This is a genomic window from Streptomyces sp. NPDC090127 (genome assembly GCF_044746945.1).
Taxonomy (GTDB): Bacteria; Actinomycetota; Actinomycetes; order Streptomycetales; family Streptomycetaceae; genus Streptomyces.
Genome location: NZ_JBIVDE010000001.1, coordinates 771,368 through 798,056, shown reverse-complemented (window position 1 = coordinate 798,056; position 26,689 = coordinate 771,368). Strand labels below are relative to the sequence as shown.

The following is a 26,689-nucleotide window of genomic DNA, read 5'->3' as shown; positions in this document are numbered from 1 at the left end:
CATGCCCAACAACCCGCCCGACGAAGGGAACACCGTGGCCCAGCAGACCAACGACCAGCCGAAGGCCCTCACGCCGGCGCTCGAATCGATGACTCTGCTGGTCGCCGCCGTCATCGTCCACGACAAGGCCACCAACCGCGTCGTCCTCCTCCAGCGCAGCGAGAACGCCAAGTTCGCCCAGGGCATGTGGGACCTGCCTGTCGGCAAGAGCGAGGCGGGCGAGCCCATCACGGAGACGGCAGTCCGCGAGCTGTACGAGGAAACCGGCCTCACGGTGAAGCCCGAGTCCCTCAGGGTCGCCCACATCATCCACGGCGCCTGGGGCGTCGAGGCCCCCAACGGCTTCCTCACGGTCGTCTTCGCCGCCCACGAATGGACCGGCGAACCCGAGAACCGCGAACCCCGCAAGCACTCCCAGGTCCGCTGGGTCGATGCTGATGCCATCCCCGACGAATTCGTCAACACCACCGCCAGCGCCCTTCATAACTACCTCAAGGGCGGAGTGTCTGTCTCCCTGAACGGATGGCCGACGGCGTAGCAGCAGGGGGACCAGCACGCCGGCATGTTCCGGTTGCTGGATCTATGCTTCTCCGATCCCTGCGCCGAATTCCATTCCTTTGAACTGAACCACATGGTTGAACCACTCGTTCATCTCACTATCAAAGCCTTCCCCTCGATGCTCATTAAAGATCTCCTCCATCACCATTCCGACGTCTGAGGCCAGCATCTGTACATGCTGGATTGATTCGTGCCAGATCAGCCCAGAAACGATACCCATGGCGTGTCCTCGGGCTGTGTAGATGGCCGTCTCTGGGGTCGCATCGACCTGGATTTCCGTAAGGAGCTTGCGAGCGCCATCCCACTTGGAATTTCTCTTGGCGTGCGCGAACTCGCCAAGGGCTCGATTAAAGGGAAGAAGGCGCTTTAGTCCAGCGGTGTTTAGCCAATCCCTAGGGGTGGCATCTCCCTTTTCATCCAGCTTCTCCGCCTTTTCGGGCTTCGTCCTCCAAGCCCTAAGTCGCGCGTACTGTTCGAGGCATACTCGCAGAAGGGTCATGGCTCGGTCGTCGTCTTCAAGCCAAAGCCAGAAAGCTGATCTCAGTGCACTTGATGATAGGGCGAGAGCGGTTGCCGTGCACTTGTTGGGGGACCAGTTGGAGGCTAGTCCTGCCGTCTCGGCCGCCATGATTAGATAGAATTCTTTAGAAGAGACGCCGTTCAGGTTGAATTCGTCTCCGAGGTGCTCGCGTTCCGCGTCGAATGCCTTCAAGGCGCCCCTTGCTGCGCGGGCACGGCGTTCGAGAAAACTCAGGAACACCCACTCGTCGTCGCGGTACAGTCTGCCCGCTGGGCGACGGCCTAGGAGGACCTGTCCATGAAGATAGGCTCCCCTTTCTAGAGTCTTGATCACGTCTGGGGCAAGTCCCGTCGAGGGCATTAGCGGCATCAGCGAGGTTGGCGGCGGGGCCGCGGTTCCGGCCGGTAGAATCTCCGGCATTGAGAACAGGCTGCGAGCGAGCCCAGGATTTCCGGCGTCGGTGGCGAGGGTTGCTGCACACACCCTGATCTGGCATAGGTTGAGCAGTATCGCGTCGCCGAGCAGCTTTGCGGCAGGTTGCGCGCGCGGGTCTTCGCCTTCAAGGAGCCTGCCGCCCTCCCACAAGGCCAGCTCTGCCCATGGGCCACGTCCATGCAGGATCTCCGACAGGCCGTCCGCGAGCTCGGAAGGTCTGACGAGTCTGTCCTCGCTGACGGCGATGGCTTCACCTTGTTTGGCGGACTGTCGTTCGTCCTCCCAGGTATCTCGAACGCTCTCTTCTCGTGCGTTAATTAGTGCAGTGTCGGCCTTATAGGGGTAGGTCATGTTGGCTGTTGACCAAACGCGCGCGGCGAAGTCTCCGAAACTTTCGCCTTGCTGATGGATTAGTTCGGCATTGAATGCCACATTTTCAGTCCACCGCTCAAGCTGCGTACGCAATATGGCGCAGGCTCCGGCGAGTTGCCCAGAGAATACAAGCCTCGCTGCCTGAAACGCGCTGTCCGCTCCCCAGCTCACATGGTCGATCCATGGACCGGCATAACTGGAGGGCATGCGATGCTTGTTTGCTCCGAGGCGTCGAAGAGAAAGGTCGATCGACCCGGCTGAAACCAGGACCCCCATTACCTCGCCGTTGAGGTCACCTTGTAGTGAGCCGATCCTGGACATTCTCTTGTTGTGCCGTGAGATCAATGCCTCGGTGACACGCTTTGAGCCGATGCCGGCTAGGTGCCTGTACTCATCGAGACTGGAACCTATCGAGGCTGCCCGTCTCTCCGCCCTCGAAGCTGCCCGACGCGCGCGCTTCTCTTCCTCTCCAGCAGTCTGCGGCGACGCTCGAAGCTCTCGGCGACGTCGACTTGCCCTCCCCATCTGGCCTCCTCACGTTGCCCCTAGCGTCCAAGACTCCGCATGGTGCAGGCCACCAGATTGGTGCAGCGTGGCTAGCGAGAAGTCTGCCGGGGCGTTGAAGTTGGGTTCCTGGAGGACTCGCGAGGGGCGAGCAGGCTGGTGTCGACTATCCGTGGACCCAACTGTTGGCGAACTCGCACTGGAGGTCCGTCGAGCGGCGCCACTCGACGGGGGTGTAAGCGGGGTGGTCGCGGAGGTGGGCCAGGGCATTGACCCACTGGTCCCAGAGACCGTCGGGCTGGGTGAAGCGGGCCGCGCGCTGGGTGCCGAGGTGGGCGTCGATGCGGAGGAGGGCGCCGAGGGCTGCGGGCTGGTCGTAGCGGAGGTCGGTGCGGGGGAGGTAATGGTCGAGGTAGGCGGTGAGGATCTCGGCGTCCGCGTGGGTGCCGAAGCGGGCCAGGGCGAAGCAGTAGGCGCTACCGGAGAAGCAGACCTCACTGGCCAACAGCAGGTCGCCGATGCGTTCGCGGAACCGTTCGCGGCGGTCGACGCCGATCAGCCATGCGGCGGTGAGGCGCGAGCGCCACTCGTAGCCGAGGAGCGCTTCCAACTCGGCATCGGTGATCGTGGCCGCGTCGTCGATGAGGTGATGGGCGAAACGTTCGCCGTGAGGCCACTCGGGCCGCAGGAATCGACCACTTTTCAGGACGAGGTAGCGCGCATGGCCCGAGTCCTTCCTTGCCGCGTAGCGCTCGATCACGTAGCCGTAGCCGACCTCCTCGGGGTGCTGGAACGGCATCGGTCACCTCTCCGGGTACAGGTCGGTACGGTCGATCCAGGTGGGGGCGACGTAGATGTCGTCGCCGGCAGGGGCTTCGGAGGCTTCCAGCAGGGACCAGGTGCGGGACTCCTCCACCACATGCTCCCAGGGCGCGGTCCAGTCGAGCTCCCAGTCCAGGCCGGGGCCGGAAATGCCGTAGATGCTGCCGGTGTCCACTCGCCAGAACTGGGAGTAGAGGATTACCTGGGCGTGGTCGGCCAGGTCGTTGATGATCTCTGTGAAGTGGGTTGAGGGCCAGCCAGGGGCGTCGTCCGCAGTGGAGGCTCGTAGGCGCGTGGTGAGCGGCGGGACGACAGGGGCGCGGGCGCCGAGTTCGGTCAGGGCCCAGCGGATGCCTTCCGGCTCGCTCCAGTCCGGTGGCGTCGCCCGTTCCAGGCAGGCGCGGTAGGCGCGGCGCAGGGGCTCGATGGCGCCGTCGATCTCCAGGCTCGCCAGGGCCATGGCCGCCCATTCGCGGACGGTGGGGTTGTCGCTGTCCAGCAGGTCGATGAGAGCGGGGCCGCAGCGGGGATCGCCCACCTCCTCGAAGACCTCGATGGCGGTCAGCTGGCCGAAGCCGCCGAGGGAAGGCAGGCCGCTGATGATGGCGGGTATGGCGTCGGCGCCGATCCAGATCAGCTCCGCGCGGGCGTCGTAGGACTCGTCGGCCTTGCCGTCGAGCTGCTGGACGAGTGTCTCGATGGGGGAGGTCATGACACGGAGTGGTCCCGGCGCCAGAAGGTGGGCAGCCACCAGCAGAGCACCGAGCGGTCGTCGGGCCACGGGGCGCGGTCCTCGGCCGCCCAGTCCTCGAAGGAGTCGCGCGTCAGGTCGATGGGGCGCCAGGCGGGGTCGAGCGGTTCGTTCTCGGCCGGCGGGCGGACATACCGCAGGCCGTGCTGGTCGCATGCGCCGAAGTCCTGGTAGTTGCGCTGGGCCTCGATGAGGGAGACCTTGTTCGCGCCGCCGGCCATGGTGGGCCAGCGGAACTGGACCCCGTCGTCCTCCCAGAAGCAGACGGGGCAGATCTCGTACGAGGCGGGCATCGCGTCCAGCACGCGGTGCCCGCAGCAGGGACAGGGGTAGCGGTCGCTCACCTGCGCAGTCTCGTTGCAGGCCCAGCCGGTGTGCCAGGGAATTCGCCGCCTCGGAGCCCCCGGCCAGTCCGCACCCAGTCCGCAGGACACCCGTAAACGGCCGTCGGGAGCCAACGCATGCCAACCAGGAAATCCCAGGTCAGAGCCCTGGAGTGGGCTCCGCCGCAGGTCAGGATCAGACCGCAGACATTCCGCTTCAACGTGTAGCCGTCGACGTATCACCACGTCGCTGACCTCGTAAACATGCAGGTCAGATGGGGTCCGACTCTTCGGGGTCGGGCCCTTTGCGTTTTCCCGTGCTGGGATGGTGCTGGGATGGCTGACCCCTCGTCACCTGTCATCACCCCTGCTCATCCGTACCGTGCTGGGATGGGGTGACGACGCCCGTGCTGGGTCGCGCCCTGTCCAGCGCCTGGCGGAGGGGGAGTCGCTCGTGAATTTCCGGTGCGTGTAAACGGCGAGGAAAGCCTCCGCCGTTGCGCTCTGCCGACGAGGTCGTCGCCGACCTGATCTCCTGGTTCAACACGGTCACCGGCTGACCTGGCCGCATCCAGCGCGCGGCGCCGAGTGGCGGGCATGTGCCCTTACGCCTCCTCGTTCACGTGCGCGAGGTGGGTGTCCATGGCGGCGCACATCTCCCCCAGCAACTCCCTGAACCGGTCGATGAGTTCGGGCGGGTAGCGGCCGACGACGGTGTCCATGGGCGCCGCCAGCGGGCGGAAGAATTCATCGGCGCGCTCTTGGATCTGCGGGCTGCTGCGCAGAGTCACCATGCGTCGGTCGCTGTGCTCGCGGCTGCGGACGATGTGCCCGGCGCCTTCGAGGCGGTTGAGCAGTGAGGTCGTGGCACCCGACGAGAGCAGGATGCGCTTGCTGAGGCGGGCCGGGGAGATCGGGGTGCCGCGCTCCTCGGCCGCGATGATCTCGAGCAGCGCGGTCGCGTCCGTGGCGTACAGGCCGAGATGGGCGGCGAAGCTGCGGCTGAGCTCGGCATAGTGCCCGCCGTAGATCCTCAGGGCCTCCACCAGCAGCTCGCGCCGCGCCGTCGCGCCGTCGAGCGCCGATTCCTCCGTCACCAGCGGCCGTCCTTTCCCTGCGTGAACATCGCCGGACCTGCACCCGCAGGTCGCCTTTGACAATCTACCCACCTCAATTTACCTTCATGATGGAATTACTTCACCATGGAGGTATCTGGAATGCGTGACCCGTCCCCCACCCCCGAGGAGACGACCGAGCCCTACCGGTGGCGATGGCTGATCCTGGCGGTGATGATCGTCGCGGAGATCATGGATCTCCTGGACGCCTCGATCGTCAACGTCGCCGGACCGGACCTGGAGAGATCCCTCGGTGCCGGTTCCGTCGGACTGCAATGGGTGATCGGCGGCTACGCCCTCACCCTGGGCGCCGGGCTCGTGCTCGGCGGCCGGCTCGGTGACCGCTACGGGCGGCGCCGGATGTTCCTGATCGGACTCGCGGCCTTCACCGCGACCTCGCTGCTGTGCGCGATCGCGCCGAGCATCGAGCTCCTGATCGCCTTCCGCCTGCTGCAGGGCACCGCCGGAGCGATGCTGCTGCCCCAGGGCCTGGGCCTGCTGCGGGAGAACTTCTCCGGCCCCGAGCTCACCAAGGTCTTCGCGATCTTCGGGCCCGTCCTGGGCCTGGGCGGCATCATCGGCCCGGTCCTGGGCGGCTTCCTCATCGAGGGCGACTTCTTCGGCCTGGGCTGGCGGTCGGTGTTCCTGATCAACCTGCCCATCGGCATCGCGGCACTGATCGTCGCCTGGAAGTTCGTGCCCAAGAAGGCGGGCGACCGCACGGTACGGGTCGACATGACCGGCGCCGCCCTGATCGTGGCGTCCTGTGCCCTGCTGGTGCTGCCGCTCAACCAGGGACAGGAGGAGGGCTGGCCGCTGTGGACGTGGCTGTCCATGGCCGCCTCGGTGATCGGGTTCGCCCTCTTCGCCCTCCAGCAGCGCCGCACGGCCGCCGCGGGCCGCGAACCGCTGGTGACCCCGGGCCTGTTGCGCAAGCCGGCCTTCACCGTCGGCCTCGGCGGCATCGCCCTGTTCTTCGGCGGACTGATCGGCACCCAGCTCGTACTGACCCTGTTCCTCCAGATCGGCCGGCACTTCACCGCCGGTGACGCGGGCCTCGGCAACCTGCCCCTCGCGGTGGGAACCGCGATCGGCGGCGCCATCAGCGGCGCGTTCCTCGCCGACAAGATCGGCCGAAAGGTGCTCCAGATCGGACCGCTGGTCCAGCTGGCCGGCGCCGCCCTGCTGTGGTTCGAGCTCGACGGCCTCGACGCCGCCTCGTTCTCGATCTGGGACATCGCCCCCGGCGTGGCGGTGGCGGGCGTCGGCGCCGGCATGGTGATCGCCGCCCTGTTCAGCTTCATCCTGGCCGCGGTCGACGACGACGAGATCGGATCCGCCTCCGGTGTCCTGTCGGCGGTCCAGGCGATCGGCGGCTCCATCGGCGTCGCGATCTTCGGCTCGGTGTTCTTCGCCCAGGCCAAGACCGGCGACTTCACCGGCGGCTTCCATCGCGCGCTGATCGTCCAGGCCTGCCTGCTGGTGGTCTTCTTCGCGATCACCTTCCTGCTGCCCAAGAAGGGCCGCCCCGAAGAAGAACAGCACGGCATCACCCCCGAGGCGACTGCCGACGGCTCCGACACCAAGCAACACCTCACCGTCTGAGCCCCGGCCGGGGGCCGTGCGCGGCCAGTGGTTCCCGGCCGGCCCGGACGAGTCCCGCGCCGGTCCGTCGCCCAGTGCGAGATGAAGAAGAGGAAGCCGAAAGGGGCGTCATGACACACCGGAACGTGCTGATCGCGGGAGCCGGCTTCGCCGGCCCGGCCCTGGCCCACTTCCTCGGACGGCACGGAATGCAGGCCACGGTCGTCGAGCGGGCTCCCTCCCCGCGGGAAGACGGGCCGATCGTGGACCTACGCGGTGCCGGACTGGACGTCGCCCGCAAGATGGGCCTGGAACGCACCCTCCGGGCCCACGCCACCCGCGAAGAAGGCATCCGCTTCGTCGACGCGGCGAACCGCACCAAAGCCGCCTTCGCCAGCGGCGCCTACGTCCTGGCCGGCGAACTCGCCCACCACGCGCATCACGGGAACGCGTTCGCCCGCTACGAGCACGTCCTCCGCCCCTACGTCACCCGCGCCCAGCAACTGCCGCCCGGCGTGCCCCACATCGCCTCACCCCGCACCCGGGCCGGCATCCACGCCCTCAATACCGTCCTGCGCGCCGCCTCCCGGCCCCGCATCGCCAAAGCCCTCAACCGCTTCCTCGTACCGCCTGCCGACACCTTCACGCTGCCCCCGAACGGCCTCTAGCGATCACCCGGAGCAGCTCAGACATCCTTGATCTGTACGCGGTCGCCGCACAGTTTCGACCAGTCGTCGCGGTCCGAGGTCAGCACAAGGACGGGTGCCGGGGAGCGGAGCGCCATCGCGGCGACGAGGGCGTCGATGGCGTACGTGTGGCCGTGCGGGCCGCCGGCGTCGCTCAGTAGCTGCACCGCGGTGAGACTGTCCGCCTGAGTGACGTCTTGGACCTGAAGGCGGGAGAGGAGCCAGTGCAGCGGGGCGGTATCCGTCTTCCCGTAGACGGCCTCCACCACTGTCAGGGCCGACACGAGGACGGGCACGCCTACGCGCCGAGCGGCCTCTATCCGGGTGATCATCTGACGGTCGTTGCGCAGGAGCAGCGACAGCGCCTGGGAGTGCAGAACCAGGGACCTGGCCGCGGGCTCCTTCATGCGGCGCTGTCGTTCGACGCGTAGGGCGCTGGCGCGTCGCCGAACAATTCGTGCTTTGTCGCGGATCCCGTGCTGGGACGGTGCTGGGATGCGCCTGCATTTCCGCAGGTCAGAGGCTTGTGGTGGAGTTTCGCTTCCACGTCTGATTGGACGTGCCTGACCTGCGAGGAAGCAGGTCAGGCCGTTGTGCTGTCCGCAGCAGTCCGCAGTACCTGGAGCAGCTACGTGTCGTAGACCGTGGAGCGGTGTTCGACGTGTACGACCCACACCACCAGCTCCCCGTTGTCGATCGTGTAGACGACGCGGTAGTCGCCGACCCGTAGGCGGCGGCGCTCAGGCTGGGACACGAGTGCGATGGTGTTGAAGCCGAAGGGGTCGCTCTCCAGCTCTGTCAGTTTGGCCAGGACGCGAAGCGCCATGTCACGCGGGATCTTGCGCAGCTCGGCCTGGGCCTCGGGCCGGAACACCGTGCGGTAGTCACTCACTGCGCGCCAGGGTCTCCCTCATCACGTCCTCGATCGGGACGCCGGCGGTCGGGCTCGCCATGCGCTCGTCGATGATGCGGTTGATCTCGCGCTCCTCCCACTCCTGGTACTTGCGCAGCACCTCGATCGAGACCACGGCGGCGACCTGCTTGCCGCGGCGGGTGATGACGGTGGGTACGTCGTCGCGGTCGGCCCGTTCCACGACTTCGGCCAAGTGAGCGCGTACGTCGCGGATGGACTCTATGGGCAGCGGCTGAGTCATGCTTCAAGAGTACCGAGTGTGCCATGTGTACACAATGTTCGAGTACCGGTCGGTGCCGGGGGCAGCGGTGGCAGTATGCGGGGACAGACGAGAGGGGCCGGGGCGGGACGGGGCGCAGTGAGCGGGAGGCGGTTGCCGCGGGAGGGCGGCTGTATGAGGCGGCGCAGGCGGTGGCCATCGGCGGGCTGTCGAGGCGGTTCGGGCGGCGCTGAAACCGATCTGCGACACGGCGGCGGAACAGGCGCTGGACGCCATCCCAGTGGCCCGATCGAAGGAGGTCACCGAGGTCGGCTGAGGCTCGGGGAAGTCGAGAGGAGCGGGCTACGGTCGGTCCGGCAGGTACTCGATGCCGGTTCCTATCGGTTGTGACCGATTCCTGGCGTGGGGCGGCGGACCGCCGATCAGGTCGGTGGATCTGCTGCGCGGCATCTCGACCGAGGTTGCGGCCTGGGTCGACTTCGAGCTGCGTTCCGTCGAGTACTACAGCCTGCTCGCGGAGATCTCCGGCCGCAGACCCGACACTGCCGCAGCCGAGGGGCCTGCCTGACGAAGTGCCGAGCGGGTCCGCGACCCAGATGCTTGATGACACTCACCGGCGGGTGTCGCTGCGCGGCTATCAAGCCTTCGGGGCGCGCTTCGCCCTGGCGCAACGCAAGGTGATTCTTGGTGACGAGAGGGGGCTCGGCAAGGCCATCCAGGCCATCGCCGCTCTGGCTCATCTCGCTGCCGAGGGGCAGAGCCACTTCATGGTCGTCCGCCCGGCCGGCGTCCTGATCAACTGGACACGCGAGATCGAGGCCCGCAGCGAGCTGCGCGTGATGCCTCTTCACGGCCCCCGACAGGCAGGAAGCGTTCGCCGACTGGAAGGGCCGGGGCGGCGTAGGGGTGACTACCGACCGTCGAACACCAGGCGGTGGCTCGGGCCCACCGCATGGGGCAGGTGCGTTCGGTCCGGGTGCACCGACTGCTCGCCACGCGCGCCTGGTCAGGACGTTGCGTGCGGCTCCGGCGCAGGTCCGGATCGGGCCGCAGACACCTCGCTTCCACGTGTGGCGGTCGGCCGGTCGCCGGGGCGGGTGGTTCGGGGGCGTTCAGGGTGTGGAGGGCTCGGGTCGGGGAGTCGGGTTCTCTGTCGTGCCCGTGCGGGGTCGGGAAGATCGCCGAAGGTACGATCGTCGTATGACACGGAACGTGGTGATCAGCGGTGGCGGAACGGGGCTCGGACTCGCGGCCGCGCGGACCTTCGCGGCGGGTGGGGACCGGGTGTTGCTGCTCGGGCGGCGGCGCGAGGTGCTGGAGCAGGCCGGCGTGCCGGGCGCGAGCGTGTACGCGGCCGATCTGACCCAGCCCGAAGAGGTGCGGGGCGTCAGGAAGTTCGTGGACGCGGAGCTCGACGGCCGGGTCGACGTGCTGATCCACAGCGCGGGCGGCAACGGCGGACTCGAGCCCCCGGTCGCCTCCGACGATGCGCTGGACGCCGTCGCCCACGACTGGACCGTCAACTTCCGGATCAACACGCTCACGGCCGCCCTGCTGACGGAGGGGCTGCGCGAGCAACTCGCCTCGCCCGGTGGCCGGGTGCTCTTCCTCAGCTCCATCGCCGCCTACCGCGGGTCGAACGCGAGCCCGTACGCCGCGTCCAAGGCCGCGCTGCACCCGTACGCCCATGAGCTGGCCCGCGTACTGGGCCCGCGGGGGATCACGGTGAATCTGGTGGCGCCCGGGTTCATCGAGGACACCGGGTTCTTCGGCGGGCCCCCGCCCGAGGACCGGCGGGCGATGTGGATCGCCGAGACCTCCACCGGACGCGCGGGCACGCTCGAGGACATCGCCCAGACCCTGCACTGGCTGGCCTCTCCCGCCGCCGGGCACGTCACCTCGCAGGTGATCCAGGTCAACGGCGGGGCCGAGCGCGGGCATTGAGACCCGGAAGCGGGTCCGCCCCCAGGGAAACGACAGGGCTCCCGCGTCGACGCGGCCGGCGATCGAGATCGCCGGCCCGGCGACGCGGGAGCCCTGTCCCACGTCACGAGCCACGCCGTGGGGCCGTCGGGGTCTCTCAGACGCCGGAGGGCACCCTCTCCCGCGTCGCCGGAACGGTGTCCTCCGTGGAATTCACCGGGTCGGCCTCCCATTGCCGCCGCAGATATCCGGCGATCAGTGCCAGAGCGTCCCTGGACGTCTGGAGTTTCGCCGCGACAGCCAGAAAACCGTGCGGCAGACCCGGGTAGTCGTGGTGTTCCACCGGTACGCCCGCCGCCGAGAGCGCGTTCGCGTACGCTTCGCCCTCGTCCCGTACGGGACACAGCTCCGCCGTCAGGATCAGCGCCGCGGGAAGTCCGCCGTGCTCGGACGCCTTGAGCGGTGACGCATACGGGGAGTCGCCGTCGGCGGGATTCGCGAGATAGTGATTCCAGAACCACGCGCTCGAATGCGCGTTGAAGAACATCAGGTCCTTGTTCTCGCGCATGGACGTCGAATCCATGTTGTTGTGCAGCGGCGGGTAGACAAGCACCTGGGCGGTAATCTCAGGACCTTTCTCGTCCCGCGCCATCAGGGCCATGGTCGCGGCCAGATTGCCACCCGCGCTGTCTCCCGCGACGGCGATGCGCCGACGGTCCGCACCGAATTCGGCAGCGTGGTCGGCCGCCCATGTCACGGCGGCGAAGCAGTCGTCGACGGCTGCCGGGAACGGGTCCTCGGGGGCCAGCCGGTAACCCACGGACACCACGACGCAGCGCGCCATGGTGGACAGCGCCCGGCAGATCGAGTCCGAGGTGTTCAGGGACCCGACGACGAAGCCGCCGCCGTTGAAGTACAGGAGCATCGGCAGCGGTTCGTCGCTCCGCGGGCGGTACACCCTGACCGTCTGCCGGCCGGCCGGCCCGGCGAAGTCCACGTCGAAGACGTCTTCCGGGTGCTCGTGCCAGTCCCAGTCCGCGGCTTCGGTGGACGCGTCCGCCTGGCGGGCCTCCGCCACCGACATCTCGTAGAGCGGGGTGAATCCGGTCACCTCGCGATAACGCCTGATCATCGCATAGGTTGGATCAAGCGGCATGGAAACTCCTCAAACTCTCCGCCATCGTTTCCGTACTGAGGACGCGGTGAGTGGTGACCGGACGACATACGCCCGATACGCCGCGCCATAAAGGACGGTAGGATCGCCCTCCGACGAGGCGCGTCCGCACCGCGCTGGTCCGAGCGAAACATTTCGCTGATCATTCTTCTGTGCGAGTAAGTCTCGTGATTACAGCGGGTCGACCTCCCCCCTGCCAGACTCGATTCACGTTCGAAGCGTGTTCGGCAATCGCTAGGAGGGGAAATGTCTGACATTCTCGATGAGCAGCTCGTGAAGGCGCTCAAGGGAGTCGCTGAACTGCCGGAGGATTTCGAGGTCACCGGTGAGCAGAACCTCAGGTCGGAGCTGGGAATCGACTCCCTGGGGATGATCGACCTGGTGATGCACGTGGAGGAGTCGCTGGGCATCAAGATCGGCGAGGAGTCCATCGGCAGTTTCGCCACCGTGGCCGACCTCCAGAACCACGTCCGCGAGCTGTCCGCGACGGCGGCCGCGTAAGTCCCCCCGCCCCTGTTCCTGATGCAACGGAGTGCCGTGTGTTCGAGTTCAGTCTCCGTCAGGTCGCGCTCTGCGGACAGCAACCCGGGGAGGAGCCAGGAGAACTGGCCGAGCCCCCGTCGGATCTGACCGCGGTCATCGGAGCCGTCGGTGACCAGTACCGCGACCCCTTCACCCGTCTGTGCCTGTACCTGGCCCGTACCCACGACGAGGCGCCGCAGACGCGCACCGACGACACCGTGGTGATCGGTACCGAGTACGGCAACACCGCGGCGCTGGCCAGGCTGCAGCGTCGCGCGGAAACCGACGGCAGGATGCTGTCCGCCAAGCACTTCCCGAACGCCACGTCGAGCTCCGCCTCGGCGTTCGTGAACATCGGGATCGGCGCCACCGGCAGGAACCTGACGCTCAACGCGGGTCTGCTCACGCCCGTGCTGGCGATCTGGCAGGCCCTGCTCGCGCTCGCCGTCGACAGGTCGTCGATCAGCAAGGTGCTGCTCGGCGACGTCTACTCGCCGGAGGCGCTGCTGGACGCCGGCCGTGAATCCCACGGCCTGCGGTGCCGGTCGGGGCTGACCCACGCCACGTTCGTCAAGGGCGGTGAGTTCCGCGCGGAGTTCGACTTCGAGTCCGACGACGACGAGAGCGCGGCGCTCGGCGGACAGATCGGGTCGAGCCGGTCGGACGACCGCAACGGCGCCTTCGTCACCGCCGAGTTCCTCGCATTGATCCAGACGCTGGAGGTGGGCGAACGGGCCGTGCTCACCTGCCGGGGTCCGCTCGCACGCCGCGGCGCGCTGACCGTCACCAGGCAGAGCGTCGACACGGCACCCAACGGAGGTCGCGGTGAATAGGTCAGCACGAATCTTCGTCACCGGCCTGGGGGTCATCTCCCCGGCCGGCGCCGGCACCGCCCCGTTCTGGGACGACCTGTGCGCGGCACGCAACCGGTTCACCGATCTCACCCCGCTGTACCCGGGGATGAAGGACGGCATGCTCGGCGGCCGGGTGCCCAAGGACGCCTGGGACATCGCGCTCGAACAGGTCAGTGAGCGGACGCGCGCGCGGCCGCGGGCGGCGTCGGTGTTCGCCGAGTACGCGGCGCTCGAAGCGCTCCGCGACGCGGGCCTGGAACGCGGCGACGACCTGGTGCGCGGCGCCGTGGTGTGCGTCGGCACCAGTGACGGTCAGGCCGACGCGCTGGAGGACCTCGTCGCCGGACGCAGGGACATCGTCGAGACGGGCGGCTTCTCCAGCTACTCGATCACGGCGGACGTCGCGGCGGCCGTCGGCGCCCGGGGGCCGGCGTTCACCACGCAGAGCACCTGCGCCTCGGCGAACGTGGCGGTGTCCAGCGCGATGGAGATGCTGCGCGGCGGGGTCGCCGACACCGCGGTCGTCGGCGGCTGTGATCCGTACTCCGAGAAGAACATCATCGGCTTCAGCTCGCTGCAGACCATCGGCGCCCAGCGGTGCAGGCCGTTCTCCGCCGACCGACGCTACGTGACCCCGTCCGAGGGCGCCGGCATCCTGGTGCTGCAGACGGAGGACGCGCTGCGCCCCGGGCAGCGTCCGTACGCCGAACTCCTCGCGACGGCGATCACCAACGACGCGAGCCACCCGACGGCGCCCGACCGCGGCGGCGTCGAGGCGTGCCATCGCCGGGCGCTCGACGAGGCGGGGATCACCGCCGCCGACGTCGACGTGATCTTCGCCCACGGCACCGGCAGCCGGGCCAACGACACGGTCGAGGGCGGCATCTTCACCGAGATCTACCCGCGAGCGGCGGTGACCGCGATCAAGGGAACGATCGGCCACCTGATGGGCGCGGCGGGCGCGGCGGGCGCGGTGGCGTCCTGTCTGACCCTGCGGCACCGGCTGGTGCCACCGACGGCCGTGGACCCCACGGAGGTCGAGGGCGGTCTGAACCTGGTCACCGGTGCACCGCTGGCGCTGCCGCAGCTGCGGTACGTGCAGAGCAACGCGTTCGGCTTCGGCGGCAACAACGCGATCAGCATCTTCCGGAACGTCGCGTGAACGCGCCGCTCCGGCTGACCCACGACGGGCCGCTCGCGATCCTCACCCTGGACAGCCCCCCGCTGAACCTGTTCGACCTCGCGATGTGGGACGCGTGGGAGGCGGCGGTCGCGCGGCTCACGGACGCTCCGCCCCGGGCGCTGCTGATCAGGGCGGAAGGGCGGGTGGTCAGCGCGGGCGTCGACGTCCAGGTGTTCGCCGACACCGATCCGGCCGACGCGGAGGCGTTCTGGGCGAGGCAGCTGCGGATCACCCAGGCGGTGGAGGCGCTGCCGTGCCCGACGGTGTTCGCCGCGCACTCGCTGACGCTGACCGCCGCGTTCGAGCTCGCGCTCGCCTGCGACCTGATCGTCTCGACGGGGTCCGCGAGGTTCGGGCTCGTCGAGCGCAAGGTCGCCTTCACCCCGTCGATGGGCGGTACCCAGCGACTGGCCGAGCGCGCCGGGCCGGCGCGCGCACGCGAGCTCGTGATGACCGGCGACCTGTACCGCGCGTCGGAGCTCGCCGAATGGGGCGTCGTCAACGCGCTGTTCGAGCCGGCCGCTTTCCACGAGGCCGCGCACGCCTACGCGATGCGGCTGGCCACCGGGCCGACCGTGGCGCACGCGGCGACCAAGCGGATCGTCCGCGCGTGCCTCGACGGCGGCGTTCCGGCCGCCGACGCGGTGCTCGCCCGGACCGCGGCCGACGTCGTGCGCACCGAGGACCACCGCGCCGCCGTCGCGGCCTTCCTGACGGAGGGTCCGGAGCACACCACGACCTACGTCGGCCGGTAGGCCGTCTCTTTCGGATCGCACCGGATCACCAGCGGAGGGAGAACCGTGGAGGAGCGGAGCGACGACCGGGCCGACGCCTGGTACGTCGGTGTCGATCAGGTGCCCGAGTCGCTCGCCGTCCTCCTGGACGAGCGCGACCGGGCCCGCCGGCGACGGATCGCGCGCCCGGCGGACCGGAGCCGCTTCCTGGCCGCCTGGGTGCTGACGCGTCTCGTCCTCGGCGAGCGACTGGGCCGCGATCCGGCGGCCCTGAGCTTCGACCGGTCCTGCGCCCACTGCGACGACCCGGCGCACGGGAAGCCGGTCGTGGCGACGGCCGGACCGCGGCCGGACTTCTCGCTCGCGCACAGCGGCACGCTCGCGGTGGTCGTCGTCTCGGACCGGGCCGTCGGCGTCGACGTCGAGGACGCCACGGCCAGGGAGCAGCCGCTGGCCCCGGCGCTGACGGCGCGGGAACGCGCGGACTGCCGGGACTACCCGGACTTCGCCCGCCTGTGGACCCGCAAGGAGGCCCTGCTCAAGGCCGTGGGGAAGGGGCTGGCGGTGCATCCGAGGAACATCGAGGTGCACGGCACGACGCTGCTCGCGCTCCCTCCGGCACTCGGCCGCCCGGAGGACTACAGCCTTCGGGACCTTCCGCTGCCCGCCCCGTACGTGGGGTCCGTCGCCGCGCTCGGATCCCGCTTGTCCTTGTCCGTCCGCAGCGGCGAGGACCTGGTCGGCCGTGCCGCGCGGGGTCGCGCGGAGCGGGCGGACCCGGCGCGGACCGCCGGTCCGGAGCAATCAACCGTCACCTGACCGCGAGCGGCCTCAGCACAGGGGACGCCCGCGAGAATTGTGAGCCATCATGTCGCCCACCCCGTCCGTAGACTCCCCGAGCACCAGCGACAGCGCGGAACCGCCGGAGGCCCGGGAGGACCGTGCCCCGGAGCCCGGGACCGCGAAGAACCCCTTCGTGGCGATCGTGCACGACAAGGTCATGCGCGCCCCGCTGTTCTGGAGCGCCGTCGGCCGGCTCCCGCTCTATCTGATCTCCGTCTCCATGGTGGTCTTCACCGCGTCGCGGGGGCTCAGCTACTTCTCGGCCGGTCTGCTCCTGTCCGGGTACAGCCTGGGCGGCGCGGCCCTCGCGCCGTTCGTCGCCCGGATCGTCGACAGGTACGGGCAGCGGCCGGTGCTGCTGATCACCGGCGCGGTCTATCCGGTCGCCCTGATCGGCTTCGTGCTCGCCGACCCGAAGGCGGTGGCCCTGCAGCTGGTGTGCGTGGTGGTCGCCGGCGCGGCGATGCCGCCGATCAGCGGCTGCATCCGCTCCCTGTGGAGCGCGCCGGGCAACACCGAGCGGGTCGGTCTCTCGCTGGAGGCGGTGCTGGGCGAGGTCTTCGTGATCGGCGGGCCGCTGATGTTCAGCCTGGTGCTGATCTGGGGCGGCGCGGGGTCGGCCCTCGTCGTCGGCGCCGTGCTCACCAGCGTGGGCGCCATCGGATTCGCGATGACCCGGGCCTCGCGGGACCGGAAGGTCGAACCCGTCACCGGCAAGCGCGATCCGCTGGGCGCGCTCCGTTCCCCGGCTCTGGTCCGGCTGCTGGTCCTGCTGCTCGTCGCCGGATGCGCCACCGGCGCGTACAACGTGGCGGTGCCTGCCTTCGTCGAGAACCACGGCTCCGCCGGTGACATCGGTCTGGTCTTCGGAGTGTGGGGCGTCGGCGGCATCCTGGGCGGACTCTGGTACGGCACCCGCACCTTCCGTCAGCCGTCCGAGACCGTCTTCGCCTGGGGCCTGCTCGCCCTCGGCGGGGCCTCCGCGCTGGTGCTGGCCGCCTGGGACAACTGGTCGATGGGCGTCGCCCTCGTCGTCCTCGGCCTGCTCCAGGCGCCGGTGACCGCGCTCTCGTACGAGCTCATCTCCCGTACCGCGCGGGCGGGTTACGTCACCGAGGCGTACACCTGGGCCATCACGGTCAGCGTGGGCGGCTCGGCGGTCGGCTCCCAGCTGGGGGGCCTCGGGCTCGGTGCGTACGGCACCTCGGCGCCCTTCCTCGGAGCGGTCGTCGGCATGCTCGTGGTCGCCGCGCTGGCCTTCGGCGCCCGCCGGCTGTTCGCGGCGCCGGCCGAACCGCGCGGGTCGGCCGAGCCGGCCGGAGCGGCCGAGCCGTCCGAAGCGGTGACGTCACCCGCCTAGCCCGTCGCCCTGGATGGTGAACGTCTTTCGGTCAAAGGGGCGTTCGGCGTGACGCAAAGGCAATCGTGGGGAACGGAAAGGGAATTGCGGGGGAAGTGGCCCCTGCATACTGAGAATTATGCGTGCACACTCCGAGAGAAGCTCGCAATTCAGGCTGCTACTGGTGATGCCGAGTCATCAACTGGTACGCAAGGGAATGGAGTTGGGGTTCCGCATCTGGTCGCTATGGGATCCTGCACAGCTCGACGCGGATCTGCGGCCGCGCCTTGAAGAAGTATCCGAAGAACTGTTGCTCACCGACTTCGCCGACGAGAGCGGTCTGCGCGAGCTCATCGCGCGGACCGCGCGCACCCACGACCTCGACGTCGTGCTCCACTGCGGGCACGACGGCTCGGTCCTGCCGGTGGCCCGGGAGGCGTGGCGGCTCGGCCTGACCCCGAACGCGCCGGAGGTCCACGAACGGCTCCGGGAGGGCGAGGCGGACGACGGGATCCCCGCCGAGGCACCCCGGGTCGGCGTCGAGACGCTGACCGTGGACGGCATCCACCACGTCATCGGCATGACGGCCCAACGCACCACGGGGCCACCGGACTTCCACGTGACCGGCCACCTCCACCCGGCGCCCCTGGACGAAGCGGCGCAGAAGGTGGTCGCGGGGCTGGTCACGGACCTGCTGTCGGCGAGCGGATACCGCTCCGGGCCCGCCCACGCCCAGGTGGCGCTGCTGCCGCACGGGCCGCGGATCGTGTCCTGCCGGGCGCACCTCGGCGACGACCGCATCCCGCTGCTGATCGACATCGCGCGGGGCTTCGACCCGGAGGCGGCGGTCTTCGCCGGCCTGCTCGGCACCCCGCCGGTGGTGGGGCCCGCCTCGCGGTACGCGGAGATCGGCTTCTTCCTGCTGCCCGAAGGGCGCCTGGAGACGTACACCGGCACGGAGGAGATCGCGGTCACGCCCTGGGTCCGCGGCGCGCGCTTCCCCTACCGGTCCGGTGACCGGGTCGCCCCGGTCGGCGAGCGGGGCAGCCGCCGCGCCTACGTGGTCGTCGAGGGGGACACGCCGGAGCTCACCCGTACGCGGGTGGCCGGCGCGCGCCGGGACCTGGTCACGGACATCCGGCCGTCCGAGCGCTGACCGGCACGGGGTCGCCCGCCGACTATTGCGGCGGCGGCCCCCGGTAAGCGAGATGTGCAGGCGGGCCGGCCGGACGTCATCGCCACGTGTCGTACCGGTTGCACCGCACGCGGACGCGCCATGCACCCCAACTTCCATAGCGTTCCAGGTACTTGCCGGCGCACGGTCGCCGACACGAATCGTCCCGAGCCCCGGTTGACGAAGCGCCGATCGCTCACCAGTACCTGGCGGTGAAATGTCCGAGAACCAGTCGAGCAGTACTGCTGTCCTCGAGAACTGGGTAGTCACACCTGTCCGTCTCCCACTGATTCGCCGCCGTTGCCACGGGTGCGCGTCCGACACGTTCCGGACGACCGGCAAATTCCGCGCCAACGCGAACCACAAACTCATCGACATCTGGCTCCTCGCCCTCTGCACGGGGTGCGGGGACACCACGAAGATCGTGGTCATGGAGCGCGTCCACGTGAGATCCGTACGCCCCGAACTGCTGGACCGGGTGCACGACAACGACCCCAGCCTCGCGGCCGAGCTGCTCCACGACGCGGCCCTGCTGCGGCGCAACCACATCGACCTCGACTGGTCGGACGCCTGGCGCCTCGACACCGGCGGATCGGACCACCCGGACCGCGAGGTCGTCGACGTCTCGGTGCGCTTCGCGGCGCGCATACCCGTCCGGCCGGCGCGGCTGATCGCCGAGGGCTGTGGCCTCTCGCGGGCCGGGGTCGAGAAGCTGATCAACGACGGCAAGCTCGTCTCCTCCGTCCGGCTGAGCGGCAAGCTCTCCGGCGACTTCACCTTCACCCTCAAGCGCTGAGCCCCCGCGCCCCCGATCCCTCCTTCGTACGCCCGTGACCTCGCTCCCCGCGCGGTCACGGGCGTCTTTCGTGCGGGTGCGGGCGGCCCCGGTGAACCGCGGGGATCGGGCGGGTGCTCAGAGGGGAACGGACGGGGAAGAGAGATCGGGACCATCGGCGGTGTCGAAACAACCGGCTTCCACGAAAGAGTCACCTCTCATGCGCCGAATCGCCCTGTCCGCCGCATCGGTCCTCATCGGTGCGCTGGCGGTCTGCCTCACCGCCTCCCACGCCTCCCAGGCGCCGACGGCACAGCCGCACGTCCAGGCCTCCGAGCCGGCGGCCGTGGTCGTCGCCTCGCCGCTCGACAACCACGGCAACGACTGAACCTCGCACGTTCCCAGGCCTCGGAGGGCAAGGCAATGACCATCAGGGTGCTCATCTGTGACCAACTGCCCGTCATCGCGGATGGTCTCAAGACCCTTCTCGACGCGATGCCGGAGATCGAAGTGATCGGCACCACCCACAACGGCATGGAAGCCATGGTGCTGGTGCGCACCAACCGTCCCGACGTCGTCGTCACGGATCTGGAACTCCAGACCATCTCCGGCCTCGAGCTGATCCGCCGGCTCGGCAAGGAGGAGGACTCGCCCAACGTCGTCGTCTTCACCGCGACCCCGTCCGACAGGACGGTGAGCGACGTGCTGCACGCCGGGGCGAGCTGTCTGCTCGGCAAGGCCGCCAGCCCCCAGGAGCTGATCGCCGCGATCCAGGCGGCGGCCGCGGGGCAGACCCTGCTCGCCCCCAGCATCGCGGAGCGGCTCGTCAGCTGGTTCCGCGCCCAGCCGGAGCCGCAGGAGCCGGTGGCCTGCCCGGAGGTGACCGAACTGACCCCGCGGGAGCGGGAGGTGACCCGGATGGTCGCGCTCGGCATGTCCACCGAGGAGGTGGCCAGCGAGCTGATCATCGGCGAGGCCACCGTCCGTACGCATCTCTACCGGGTGCGGACCAAGCTCGGCGTCCGCGACCGCGCCGAGCTCGTCTCCCTGGCGTACCGGACCGGACTGATCCGCTCGGGGGAGCGGACGTTCGGCGGCGAGCCGGCGCTGTCGCCCGGCGGCCTCAGAGCAAGCTGATCACCCGGGGAGCACCGCCCGCTCGCCCGCGGACACCGCCCGGCTCACCCGGGGAGCACCGCCGCGGCCCGGGTCCGGCGGGTCGCGCGGACGCGGTCCGCGCCGACCGCCCGCCACAGGGCGGCGGGATCGCCGTACCGGGCGGACTCGGCCGCGGCCAGCCGGTAGTACCGGTGCAGGCCCAGTTCCGACGTCATCGCGCGTACGCCGCAGGTCTGCATGCTCAGCCGCACCACGTCGCGCGCGGTCTCGGCGGCCATCGCCAGCGCCACGGCCGGCGCGGTGCCGACCGCGTCGGGCTCGGAGTCGACCAGCCAGGCACCCTGGTACACCGCCGCCCGGGTGGCGCGCACCGCGACCAGGGCTCGCGCCAGCGGGAAGCCGACGGCCGGCAGGTCGCGCAGCCGGGTGCCGAACTGGCGCCGGAATCCGGCGTACTCGACGGCGGTCCGGTGCGCGCCGGCGGCGATGCCCAGCAGGTAGCCGGCCTGCCGCAGCCGGGCCCGGGAGAGCGGGCCCGCCGGCGCGTCGTCCAGCGGCCCGACCACCTCCCCGACGGACACCGGCGTGCGCGCGAAGCGGACGGCCGGCGGCCAGCAGGCGTCCTCGACGGAGAGACCGGGGGCCCCGCGCTCCACCGCGAGGAGCACCGACCCGTCGCCGGTCCGGGCGGCCACCAGGATGTGGCCGGCCGTGACGTCGTCGACGGTGGCCGTGCCGGTGAGTTCCCAGCCGCCCGCCACCGGGACCGCGGTGACCCGGCCACCGGCCGGCAGGGTCTCGAACCCGGCCAGGGCCGCGCCCGCCGGGTGACCCAGGTCGGCCGCCAGCGCGTCGGCGCGGTAGGAGTCGCCGCGGGCCGCGCGGCCGAGTTCCTCGCTGACCAGCACTCCGGCGGTGAGGCCGAGACCGAGGCCGCCGGCGGAGACCGGACGCTCGAAGTCTGCCGCGTGCAGCGCGTCGAGGACCGGCCGGGTCGGGCCGGAGGACCCGTCGGTGACCGGCGCACCGTGCAGGTCCTTCCGGGCCTCGACGCCGGCCAGGCCCTTGCGCAGTGCCTTGCGCAGTTCGGTGAGGAGCGGATCGGGGTTCAGGTTCATGTCAGTGCTCTTCCTGTCCGAGGGAGTCGAACGCGGCGGTCACGATCTGGAGCATCACCTCGGAGGTCCCCGCCGAGAGCGTGAGCCCCGGGGCCTCCCGGTAGGCGGAGTCCAGGACCAGCGCCTCCCCGGTGCGGTCGGCCCGCTGCCGGGGGGTCGGGATGCCGACGGCCCAGGCCGCCACGGACTGCGCGAGTTCGCTGCTGTGGTACTTGGCGACGGCCGCCGCGAGCTGGTCGACCCGGCCGGCGGCGAGGCCGGTGAGAACCTCCCAGGACAGCAGGTGGTCGGCCGTCAGCGCACCGTGCCACCGGCCGATCTGCTCCAGACGGTCCTCGTGCCCCGCGTCGGGGTCGTCGTCGAGCAGCGCGTCGAGCGCCGCGCCGAACCAGCGCTCGGCCTTGAGGTAGTAGTCGAGGCCGGTGCGCTCGACGGCCAGGGCCTCGTTGAGCAGCGGCCAGCCGCCGTCGCGCGGCCCGATCAGGTCGCCGCCCGGTACCGGCACCGCGTCGAGGTCCACCCGGTGGAAGTGCTCGTCACCGATGCCGGGGATCACCGACACCGTGACGCCGGGGTCCGTCATGTCGACCAGGAACAGACTGATCCCCTGGTACTTCCCGGCGCCCGGCGTGGTCCGGGCCGCGCACAGCCCGAGGTCGACGAAGCGGGTCTTGAGGCTGAACACCTTCGTCCCCGTGATCCGGTAGTCGTCGCCCTCGGGCCGGGCCACGGCGCGCAGTGCCCCGAGATCCGACGCGGCGTCCGGCTCGGTGTAGAGCACCGAGGCGAAGCTCTCGCCGCGGGCCATCGCCGGCAGGTACCGCCGCTTCTGCTCCTCGCTGCCCGCCATCAGCAGGAACTGGCCCACGATCTGGATGGTGTTGACGTGGAAGGTGTCCGGCACACCGGCCCGCACCAGCTCCTCGGCCACGATCGCCGCGTCCGTCGGGGGACGGTCCGAACCGCCGTACTCGGCCGGCCAGTGCACGGCGAGCAGGCCCAGCCGCCCGAGCAGCCGGTACAGCGGGCGCGCGTCCGGCTCGACGCCGTCCGCGCCGGTGGCCTCCGCGGCGGCGGCGCGCACCTCGGGTGAGCGCAGCGCCTCGCGCACCTGCGCCCGGAACTGTCGCTGGTCCTCGGTGAATCCGAACCGCATGGTGGTCTCCTCAACTGGGGAGCGTCGCTTCGAGCGCCGCGACGACCCGGCTCAACGCCGGCTCCGTGAACAGGGTGTAGTGGTCGCCGGGCACGTTCTCGGCCCGGAACGGGCCGGTGCACACCGCCCGCCACTGCTCTTCCATGGCGATCCGCGGCGAGGCGGTGAGCAGGGTCACCGGTCCGCCGTACGGGCTCGGCGGGCGGTACTCCTGCATCGCCAGGGCGCAGAACCGGAAGGTCCGGTAGCTGTCGGCCACCTCCCCGTCGTCCAGCTCCGGCTCGATGTCCTTCGGGTCGCGTCCGGTCAGCCTGGCGAGGTCGTGCACGAAGCGTTCCCGCACCGTCGCCTCGTCGAGCGGGACGGGATCCTCGTCGTAGGCGGAGTCCAGCAGGACGACCGGAGGCCGCTGCCCGGTCTTCTCCTCGATCTGCCGGGCGACCTCGAAGGCGAGCACCCCGCCGTACGACCAGCCGGCCAGGCAGTACGCGTCCGGCAGCCCGGTCTCGAGGAGACGGTGCGCGATCCGGGCGGCGGACGCCGTCAGGCCCTCCCGCGGAGGCAGGGCGCAGTCCTGCGGATCGGCGGCGAACCCGGTCACCGAGACGGACTCCGGCAGCGCCCTCAGCAGGGGTACGTAGCAGAACAGCGCACCCCCCGAGGGGTGCATGAGGATCACCTGCGCCGGGCCCGACGCGCGCATCGCCACCGGTGCCCGGCCGCCGTCCGGCCGGACGGCGCGGCGGGAGTCGACGGTGGCGGCCAGGCGGGCGACGGTGGGCGAGGCGAAGAAGTCGCCGAGCGCGATCTCCACCCCGAACCGGCGCTTGATCGCCGACATCAGCTGGACCGCCTGGAGGCTGTTGCCGCCGGCCAGGAAGAAGTCGTCGTGCACGCCGACCCGGTCCTCGCCCAGCAGCGGGGCGAGGACCTCGCGCAACAGCCGACGTTCGGTCGCGGTCGGCGGACGGCGCTCGCCCCGCTCCTCGCCCGCGCGGCTCGGGTCCGGGGCGGGCAGCCTGCGCCGGTCGACCTTGCCGCTGGAGGTGACCGGCAGCTCGTCGAGGACCACGAAGTAGGACGGGATCATGTACGAGGGCAGGAGCGCGCCCAGGTGCTCGCGCACCGCCGGCACCTGCTGCTCGGTCACTCCGGTCAGGTAGCCCACCAGGTGCTTCGCCCCGTGGTCGTCGGTCCAGGCCACCACACAGACCGGACCGATGGAGTCGAAGCCGGTCAGCGCCGACTCCACCTCGCCCAGTTCGATCCGCAGGCCGCGGATCTTGACCTGCTGGTCGATCCGGCCGAGGAAGACGAGGCGTCCGTCCGGCAGCCGCTTCACCAGGTCGCCGGTCCGGTACAGCCGGCCGCCGGGCGCGGTGCCGAACGGGTCGGCGACGAACTTCTGCGCGGTCAGCTCGTCCCGGTTGAGGTAGCCGCGGGCCAGTCCGGCGCCGCCGATCACCAGTTCGCCCGGCACGCCGACCGGCACCGGGCGCAGCTCGCGGTCGAGCACGTGCGCCACGTGGTTGGTCATCGGCAGGCCGATCGGCGGCGAGGTCTCCCAGCTGCCCGGGCACTCCTCGACGATCATCGTCACCGTGCACTCGGTCGGCCCGTAGCCGTTGAACAGCCGGCGCCCGGGGTTCCACCGGTTCACCAGCTCGCCGCTGAAGCTCTCACCGCCCACGAAGGCGATCCGCAGCGCGGCGAACCGCTCCGGGGCCAGCAGCGGCATGACGGTCGGGGGCAGGTCGACGACGGTGATGCCGTGCCGCTCCATCAGCGACTGGAGCCGGTCGACGGAGAGCCGTTCCTCGTCGGTCGCCACGTACAGCCGTGCCCCGGTCAGCAGGGCGGAGAAGGTCTCGAACACGGAGACGTCGAAGGTCGCCGAGGCGAAGCCGAGCACCCGGTCGGCCGGCGTCAGCTCGAACAGCTCCCGGGTGGAGTCGATGAAGTTCACCACGCCGCGGTGCTCCAGCAGCACGCCCTTCGGCTTGCCGGTGCTGCCGGAGGTGTAGATGACGTACGCGACGTCGTCGGGCCGCGCCGCGAGCGGCGCGTTGTGGCCGGGCAGCGCCGCCAGTTCGGCGCGGACCTCGTCCAGCACCACGACGGGCGCGCCGACCTCGCGTACGGCCTGGCCGGCCACGGCGTGGGCGAGCACCACCCGCACCTCCGCGTCGGCGGCGATCTCCGCGACCCGCCCGGCGGGGCTCGCCGGGTCGAGCGGCACGTAGGCCGCGCCGGTCTTGAGCACCGCGAGGATCGCGGTCGGCAGGTCCACGTTCCTGCGCAGGCACAGACCGACCCGCGTGCCGGGGCCGACACCGTGTCCGCGCAGCAGGGCGGCGAGCCGGTTCGCCCGGAGGTTGAGCTCTGCGTAGCGGGTCTCGGCGCCGGCGACGACGACCGCCACGCTCTCCGGGGCCTCCTCGACGCGCGCCTCGAACTCCCGCACGATGGTGGATTCGCGGATCGGCCGCGCCGGTCCGCTGCCCACCTCGGCCAGGAACGCCAGGTCGGCCGGGCCGAGCAGCTCGGCGGCCGACAACGGGGCGTCCGGGTCGGCGGTCAGGGTGTGCAGCAGGCCGTCGTAGTGCCGGGCGAACCTGGCGATGCTCTCGGCGTCGAACAGACCGCTGTCGAAGCCGATGTCCAGGGAGCCGTCGGTGCCGGCCACGGGCGGGCAGGTCAGGGTCCAGCTCATGTCGGTCCGCGGGACGCCGGCCCGGACCGTCTCCACGGAGGTGGTGACACCGGGCAGGGCGGCGGCGGCCTCCTCGTACCGCACACCGAACTCGATCGGGAAGACCGGCGGGCGCGACGGGTCGACGACCGGCTCGACCGCCTCGACGAGCCGGTCGAACGGCAGGTGGGCGTGGGCCGACGCCTCGGCCGACTCGCGGGCCACCCGCCGGACCAGGGTGCGGAAGTCCGGGTCGCCGGAGAGGTCCGCGCGCAGCACCCGCGGTGCGGTGAAGAGCCCGACGGTCGAGGACAGGGCGGAGTGGGGCCGGTCGGTGTACGGCGAGCCGATCACCAGGTCGTCCACGCCGCAGTACCGGTGCAGCAGCATGAGGAACGCGGCGGTGAGCACATCGGCCGGGGCGGCGCCCTCCTGCCGGGCCAGTTCCGCCGCCCGCTCCAGGGCCTGCCGTCCGATCGCGAAGCGGCGGGCGTCGCCCTCGACGCCCCGGGTCTCACCGCGGGGCCGGTCGGCCGGGAACTCCAGCGCCTCGGCGCCGGTCAGCCGCTCGCGCCAGTACGCGGTGAGCCGGTCCAGGTCGTCGGCGTCGCGCCGCTCGTGCTGCCACAGTGCGAAGTCCGGGTACTGCACCGCGAGTTCGGGCAGTCGGACGGCGTCGCCCCGGCGCGCCGACCGGTAGTGCTCGGCGAGGTCGCGGAGCAGGAGGCCGTGCGACTCGGGGCCGCAGAGGAGCGGGGGGACGTCGAGGAGGAACAGGTGATCCTCGGCCGCCACCCGGACCAACAGGGCGCGCCAGGCCGGTGTGCCGGCCGGGTCGAACGGCTCGCGGGTGCGGCGCGCGATCAGTTCCCGCGCGGCGCGGAGCCGCTGTTCGGGGTCCTCGCCGTCGGCCTCGATCAGCGGAAGCCTCACCGGGACCCCGGGCGCGACCACCTGCACCGGGCCGTCCTCGTGCTCCACGACCGTGGTCCGCAGCGCCTCGTGCCGGGCCACCAGCGAGGCCAGCGCCGAGTGCAGCGCGTCGTGGTCGAGCTCGCCCCGCAGGCGCAGCAGCAGGGGAGTGCCGCCGGCGGGGCCGCCGCCCGGCGCGACGGCGCGGTCGAGGAAGCGGAGCGACTCCTGCGCGGGCGAGAGCGGGGCCGGGCCCGTGTGCCCGCGCGGGACCAGGCCGGGCTCCGCCGCCGCCTGCCGCCGTACCCGGGCCAGGAAACGCGCGCGGCGCTCCTCGGGCAGCGCGGCGAGGCGCTGGGTCATGTCCG

Annotated in this window: 26 protein-coding genes and 1 pseudogene; 15 read left to right on the top strand and 12 right to left on the bottom strand. The window is 70.6% G+C overall.

Going from position 1 to position 26,689, the window contains the following annotated elements:
- Position 1: 1 nt before the first annotated feature.
- Positions 2 to 538 (top strand): NUDIX domain-containing protein, encoded by a 537-nt coding sequence (locus ACIPPS_RS03490; RefSeq protein ID WP_043465978.1) that lies wholly within the window; start codon positions 2 to 4, stop codon positions 536 to 538.
- Positions 539 to 580: 42 nt separating this feature from the next.
- Here ACIPPS_RS03490 and ACIPPS_RS03485 read toward each other — a convergent pair whose 3' ends face one another.
- From ACIPPS_RS03485 to ACIPPS_RS03465, 5 genes are all read right to left on the bottom strand, one after another.
- On the bottom strand, positions 581 to 2,410 hold the full coding sequence (locus ACIPPS_RS03485) for a hypothetical protein (protein WP_401426285.1): 1,830 nt from the start codon (positions 2,408 to 2,410) through the stop codon (positions 581 to 583).
- A 145-nt stretch (positions 2,411 to 2,555) separates the two neighbouring features.
- Positions 2,556 to 3,188 (bottom strand): DUF6000 family protein, encoded by a 633-nt coding sequence (locus ACIPPS_RS03480; RefSeq protein ID WP_043465972.1) that lies wholly within the window; start codon positions 3,186 to 3,188, stop codon positions 2,556 to 2,558.
- A 3-nt stretch (positions 3,189 to 3,191) separates the two neighbouring features.
- Entirely contained in the window at positions 3,192 to 3,923 is a 732-nt protein-coding gene (locus ACIPPS_RS03475) for a HEAT repeat domain-containing protein (RefSeq protein WP_043465969.1), read from the bottom strand.
- Positions 3,920 to 4,306, bottom strand: a complete 387-nt coding sequence (locus ACIPPS_RS03470; protein ID WP_401426282.1) for a CPCC family cysteine-rich protein — start codon at positions 4,304 to 4,306, stop codon at positions 3,920 to 3,922. Before ACIPPS_RS03470 ends, ACIPPS_RS03475 begins: the two co-directional genes overlap by 4 nt.
- Before the next feature lie 584 nt (positions 4,307 to 4,890).
- Entirely contained in the window at positions 4,891 to 5,385 is a 495-nt protein-coding gene (locus tag ACIPPS_RS03465; protein ID WP_401427194.1) for a MarR family winged helix-turn-helix transcriptional regulator, read from the bottom strand.
- Between the two features lie 117 nt (positions 5,386 to 5,502).
- On the opposite strand from ACIPPS_RS03465, the gene ACIPPS_RS03460 reads away from it, so the two are divergent.
- The gene (locus ACIPPS_RS03460) at positions 5,503 to 7,005 is read left to right on the top strand and encodes an MFS transporter (RefSeq protein WP_401426279.1); all 1,503 of its coding nucleotides are present in this window, start codon (positions 5,503 to 5,505) and stop codon (positions 7,003 to 7,005) included.
- A gap of 110 nt (positions 7,006 to 7,115) precedes the next feature.
- A complete protein-coding gene (locus tag ACIPPS_RS03455; protein WP_401426276.1) occupies positions 7,116 to 7,652 on the top strand; it encodes an FAD-dependent monooxygenase in 537 nt (178 codons plus the stop codon).
- 17 nt (positions 7,653 to 7,669) lie between these two features.
- Here the strand turns inward: ACIPPS_RS03455 and ACIPPS_RS03450 are convergent, their stop codons facing one another.
- The 3 genes from ACIPPS_RS03450 to ACIPPS_RS03440 all read right to left on the bottom strand — a co-directional run bounded on the left by ACIPPS_RS03450 (position 7,670) and on the right by ACIPPS_RS03440 (position 8,824).
- Entirely contained in the window at positions 7,670 to 8,077 is a 408-nt protein-coding gene (locus ACIPPS_RS03450; RefSeq protein WP_401426274.1) for a DNA-binding protein, read from the bottom strand.
- 221 nt (positions 8,078 to 8,298) lie between these two features.
- Positions 8,299 to 8,562, bottom strand: coding sequence for a type II toxin-antitoxin system RelE/ParE family toxin (locus ACIPPS_RS03445; protein ID WP_401426272.1), 264 nt, complete (start codon positions 8,560 to 8,562; stop codon positions 8,299 to 8,301).
- A complete protein-coding gene (locus ACIPPS_RS03440; protein ID WP_392829588.1) occupies positions 8,555 to 8,824 on the bottom strand; it encodes a type II toxin-antitoxin system Phd/YefM family antitoxin in 270 nt (89 codons plus the stop codon). The genes ACIPPS_RS03445 and ACIPPS_RS03440 overlap by 8 nt, the downstream gene beginning before the upstream one ends.
- Positions 8,825 to 8,847: 23 nt before the next feature.
- Here ACIPPS_RS03440 and ACIPPS_RS03435 point away from each other — a divergent pair.
- Positions 8,848 to 9,742: pseudogene (locus ACIPPS_RS03435) on the top strand (SNF2-related protein); the annotation flags it as partial.
- 261 nt (positions 9,743 to 10,003) lie between these two features.
- Positions 10,004 to 10,747: an SDR family NAD(P)-dependent oxidoreductase gene (locus ACIPPS_RS03430; protein WP_401427192.1), complete on the top strand. Its 744-nt coding sequence runs from the start codon at positions 10,004 to 10,006 to the stop codon at positions 10,745 to 10,747.
- Positions 10,748 to 10,883: 136 nt separating this feature from the next.
- Here the strand turns inward: ACIPPS_RS03430 and ACIPPS_RS03425 are convergent, their stop codons facing one another.
- Positions 10,884 to 11,882: an alpha/beta hydrolase gene (locus tag ACIPPS_RS03425; protein WP_401426269.1), complete on the bottom strand. Its 999-nt coding sequence runs from the start codon at positions 11,880 to 11,882 to the stop codon at positions 10,884 to 10,886.
- A 264-nt stretch (positions 11,883 to 12,146) separates the two neighbouring features.
- On the opposite strand from ACIPPS_RS03425, the gene ACIPPS_RS03420 reads away from it, so the two are divergent.
- From ACIPPS_RS03420 to ACIPPS_RS03375, 10 genes are all read left to right on the top strand, one after another.
- Positions 12,147 to 12,401, top strand: coding sequence for an acyl carrier protein (locus ACIPPS_RS03420; protein ID WP_401426267.1), 255 nt, complete (start codon positions 12,147 to 12,149; stop codon positions 12,399 to 12,401).
- 38 nt (positions 12,402 to 12,439) lie between these two features.
- Entirely contained in the window at positions 12,440 to 13,255 is an 816-nt protein-coding gene (locus ACIPPS_RS03415; protein ID WP_401426264.1) for a hypothetical protein, read from the top strand.
- Entirely contained in the window at positions 13,248 to 14,438 is a 1,191-nt protein-coding gene (locus ACIPPS_RS03410) for a beta-ketoacyl synthase N-terminal-like domain-containing protein (protein WP_401426262.1), read from the top strand. The genes ACIPPS_RS03415 and ACIPPS_RS03410 overlap by 8 nt, the downstream gene beginning before the upstream one ends.
- Positions 14,435 to 15,214 carry an enoyl-CoA hydratase/isomerase family protein gene (locus tag ACIPPS_RS03405; RefSeq protein ID WP_401426260.1) on the top strand — a complete coding sequence of 260 codons (780 nt, stop codon included), beginning with the start codon at positions 14,435 to 14,437 and terminating at the stop codon, positions 15,212 to 15,214. Before ACIPPS_RS03410 ends, ACIPPS_RS03405 begins: the two co-directional genes overlap by 4 nt.
- Before the next feature lie 45 nt (positions 15,215 to 15,259).
- Positions 15,260 to 16,012, top strand: a complete 753-nt coding sequence (locus ACIPPS_RS03400) for a 4'-phosphopantetheinyl transferase family protein (protein ID WP_401426258.1) — start codon at positions 15,260 to 15,262, stop codon at positions 16,010 to 16,012.
- A 49-nt stretch (positions 16,013 to 16,061) separates the two neighbouring features.
- Positions 16,062 to 17,396 (top strand): MFS transporter, encoded by a 1,335-nt coding sequence (locus ACIPPS_RS03395; RefSeq protein WP_401426256.1) that lies wholly within the window; start codon positions 16,062 to 16,064, stop codon positions 17,394 to 17,396.
- Between the two features lie 289 nt (positions 17,397 to 17,685).
- On the top strand, positions 17,686 to 18,531 hold the full coding sequence (locus tag ACIPPS_RS03390; protein ID WP_401426254.1) for a phosphoribosylglycinamide synthetase: 846 nt from the start codon (positions 17,686 to 17,688) through the stop codon (positions 18,529 to 18,531).
- Positions 18,532 to 18,766: 235 nt separating this feature from the next.
- Positions 18,767 to 19,345, top strand: a complete 579-nt coding sequence (locus tag ACIPPS_RS03385; protein ID WP_401426251.1) for a DUF1062 domain-containing protein — start codon at positions 18,767 to 18,769, stop codon at positions 19,343 to 19,345.
- Positions 19,346 to 19,544: 199 nt separating this feature from the next.
- The gene (locus ACIPPS_RS03380; RefSeq protein WP_401426248.1) at positions 19,545 to 19,712 is read left to right on the top strand and encodes a hypothetical protein; all 168 of its coding nucleotides are present in this window, start codon (positions 19,545 to 19,547) and stop codon (positions 19,710 to 19,712) included.
- A 35-nt stretch (positions 19,713 to 19,747) separates the two neighbouring features.
- On the top strand, positions 19,748 to 20,461 hold the full coding sequence (locus tag ACIPPS_RS03375; protein WP_401426245.1) for a response regulator: 714 nt from the start codon (positions 19,748 to 19,750) through the stop codon (positions 20,459 to 20,461).
- A 44-nt stretch (positions 20,462 to 20,505) separates the two neighbouring features.
- On the opposite strand, the gene ACIPPS_RS03370 is transcribed toward ACIPPS_RS03375, so the two are convergent.
- The 3 genes from ACIPPS_RS03370 to ACIPPS_RS03360 are packed head-to-tail and all read right to left on the bottom strand — an operon-like array spanning position 20,506 to position 26,684.
- Positions 20,506 to 21,561: an acyl-CoA dehydrogenase family protein gene (locus ACIPPS_RS03370; protein ID WP_401426243.1), complete on the bottom strand. Its 1,056-nt coding sequence runs from the start codon at positions 21,559 to 21,561 to the stop codon at positions 20,506 to 20,508.
- Between the two features lies 1 nt (position 21,562).
- Positions 21,563 to 22,717: an acyl-CoA dehydrogenase family protein gene (locus tag ACIPPS_RS03365; protein WP_401426241.1), complete on the bottom strand. Its 1,155-nt coding sequence runs from the start codon at positions 22,715 to 22,717 to the stop codon at positions 21,563 to 21,565.
- A gap of 10 nt (positions 22,718 to 22,727) precedes the next feature.
- On the bottom strand, positions 22,728 to 26,684 hold the full coding sequence (locus ACIPPS_RS03360; RefSeq protein WP_401427190.1) for an amino acid adenylation domain-containing protein: 3,957 nt from the start codon (positions 26,682 to 26,684) through the stop codon (positions 22,728 to 22,730).
- Positions 26,685 to 26,689 lie beyond the last annotated feature (5 nt).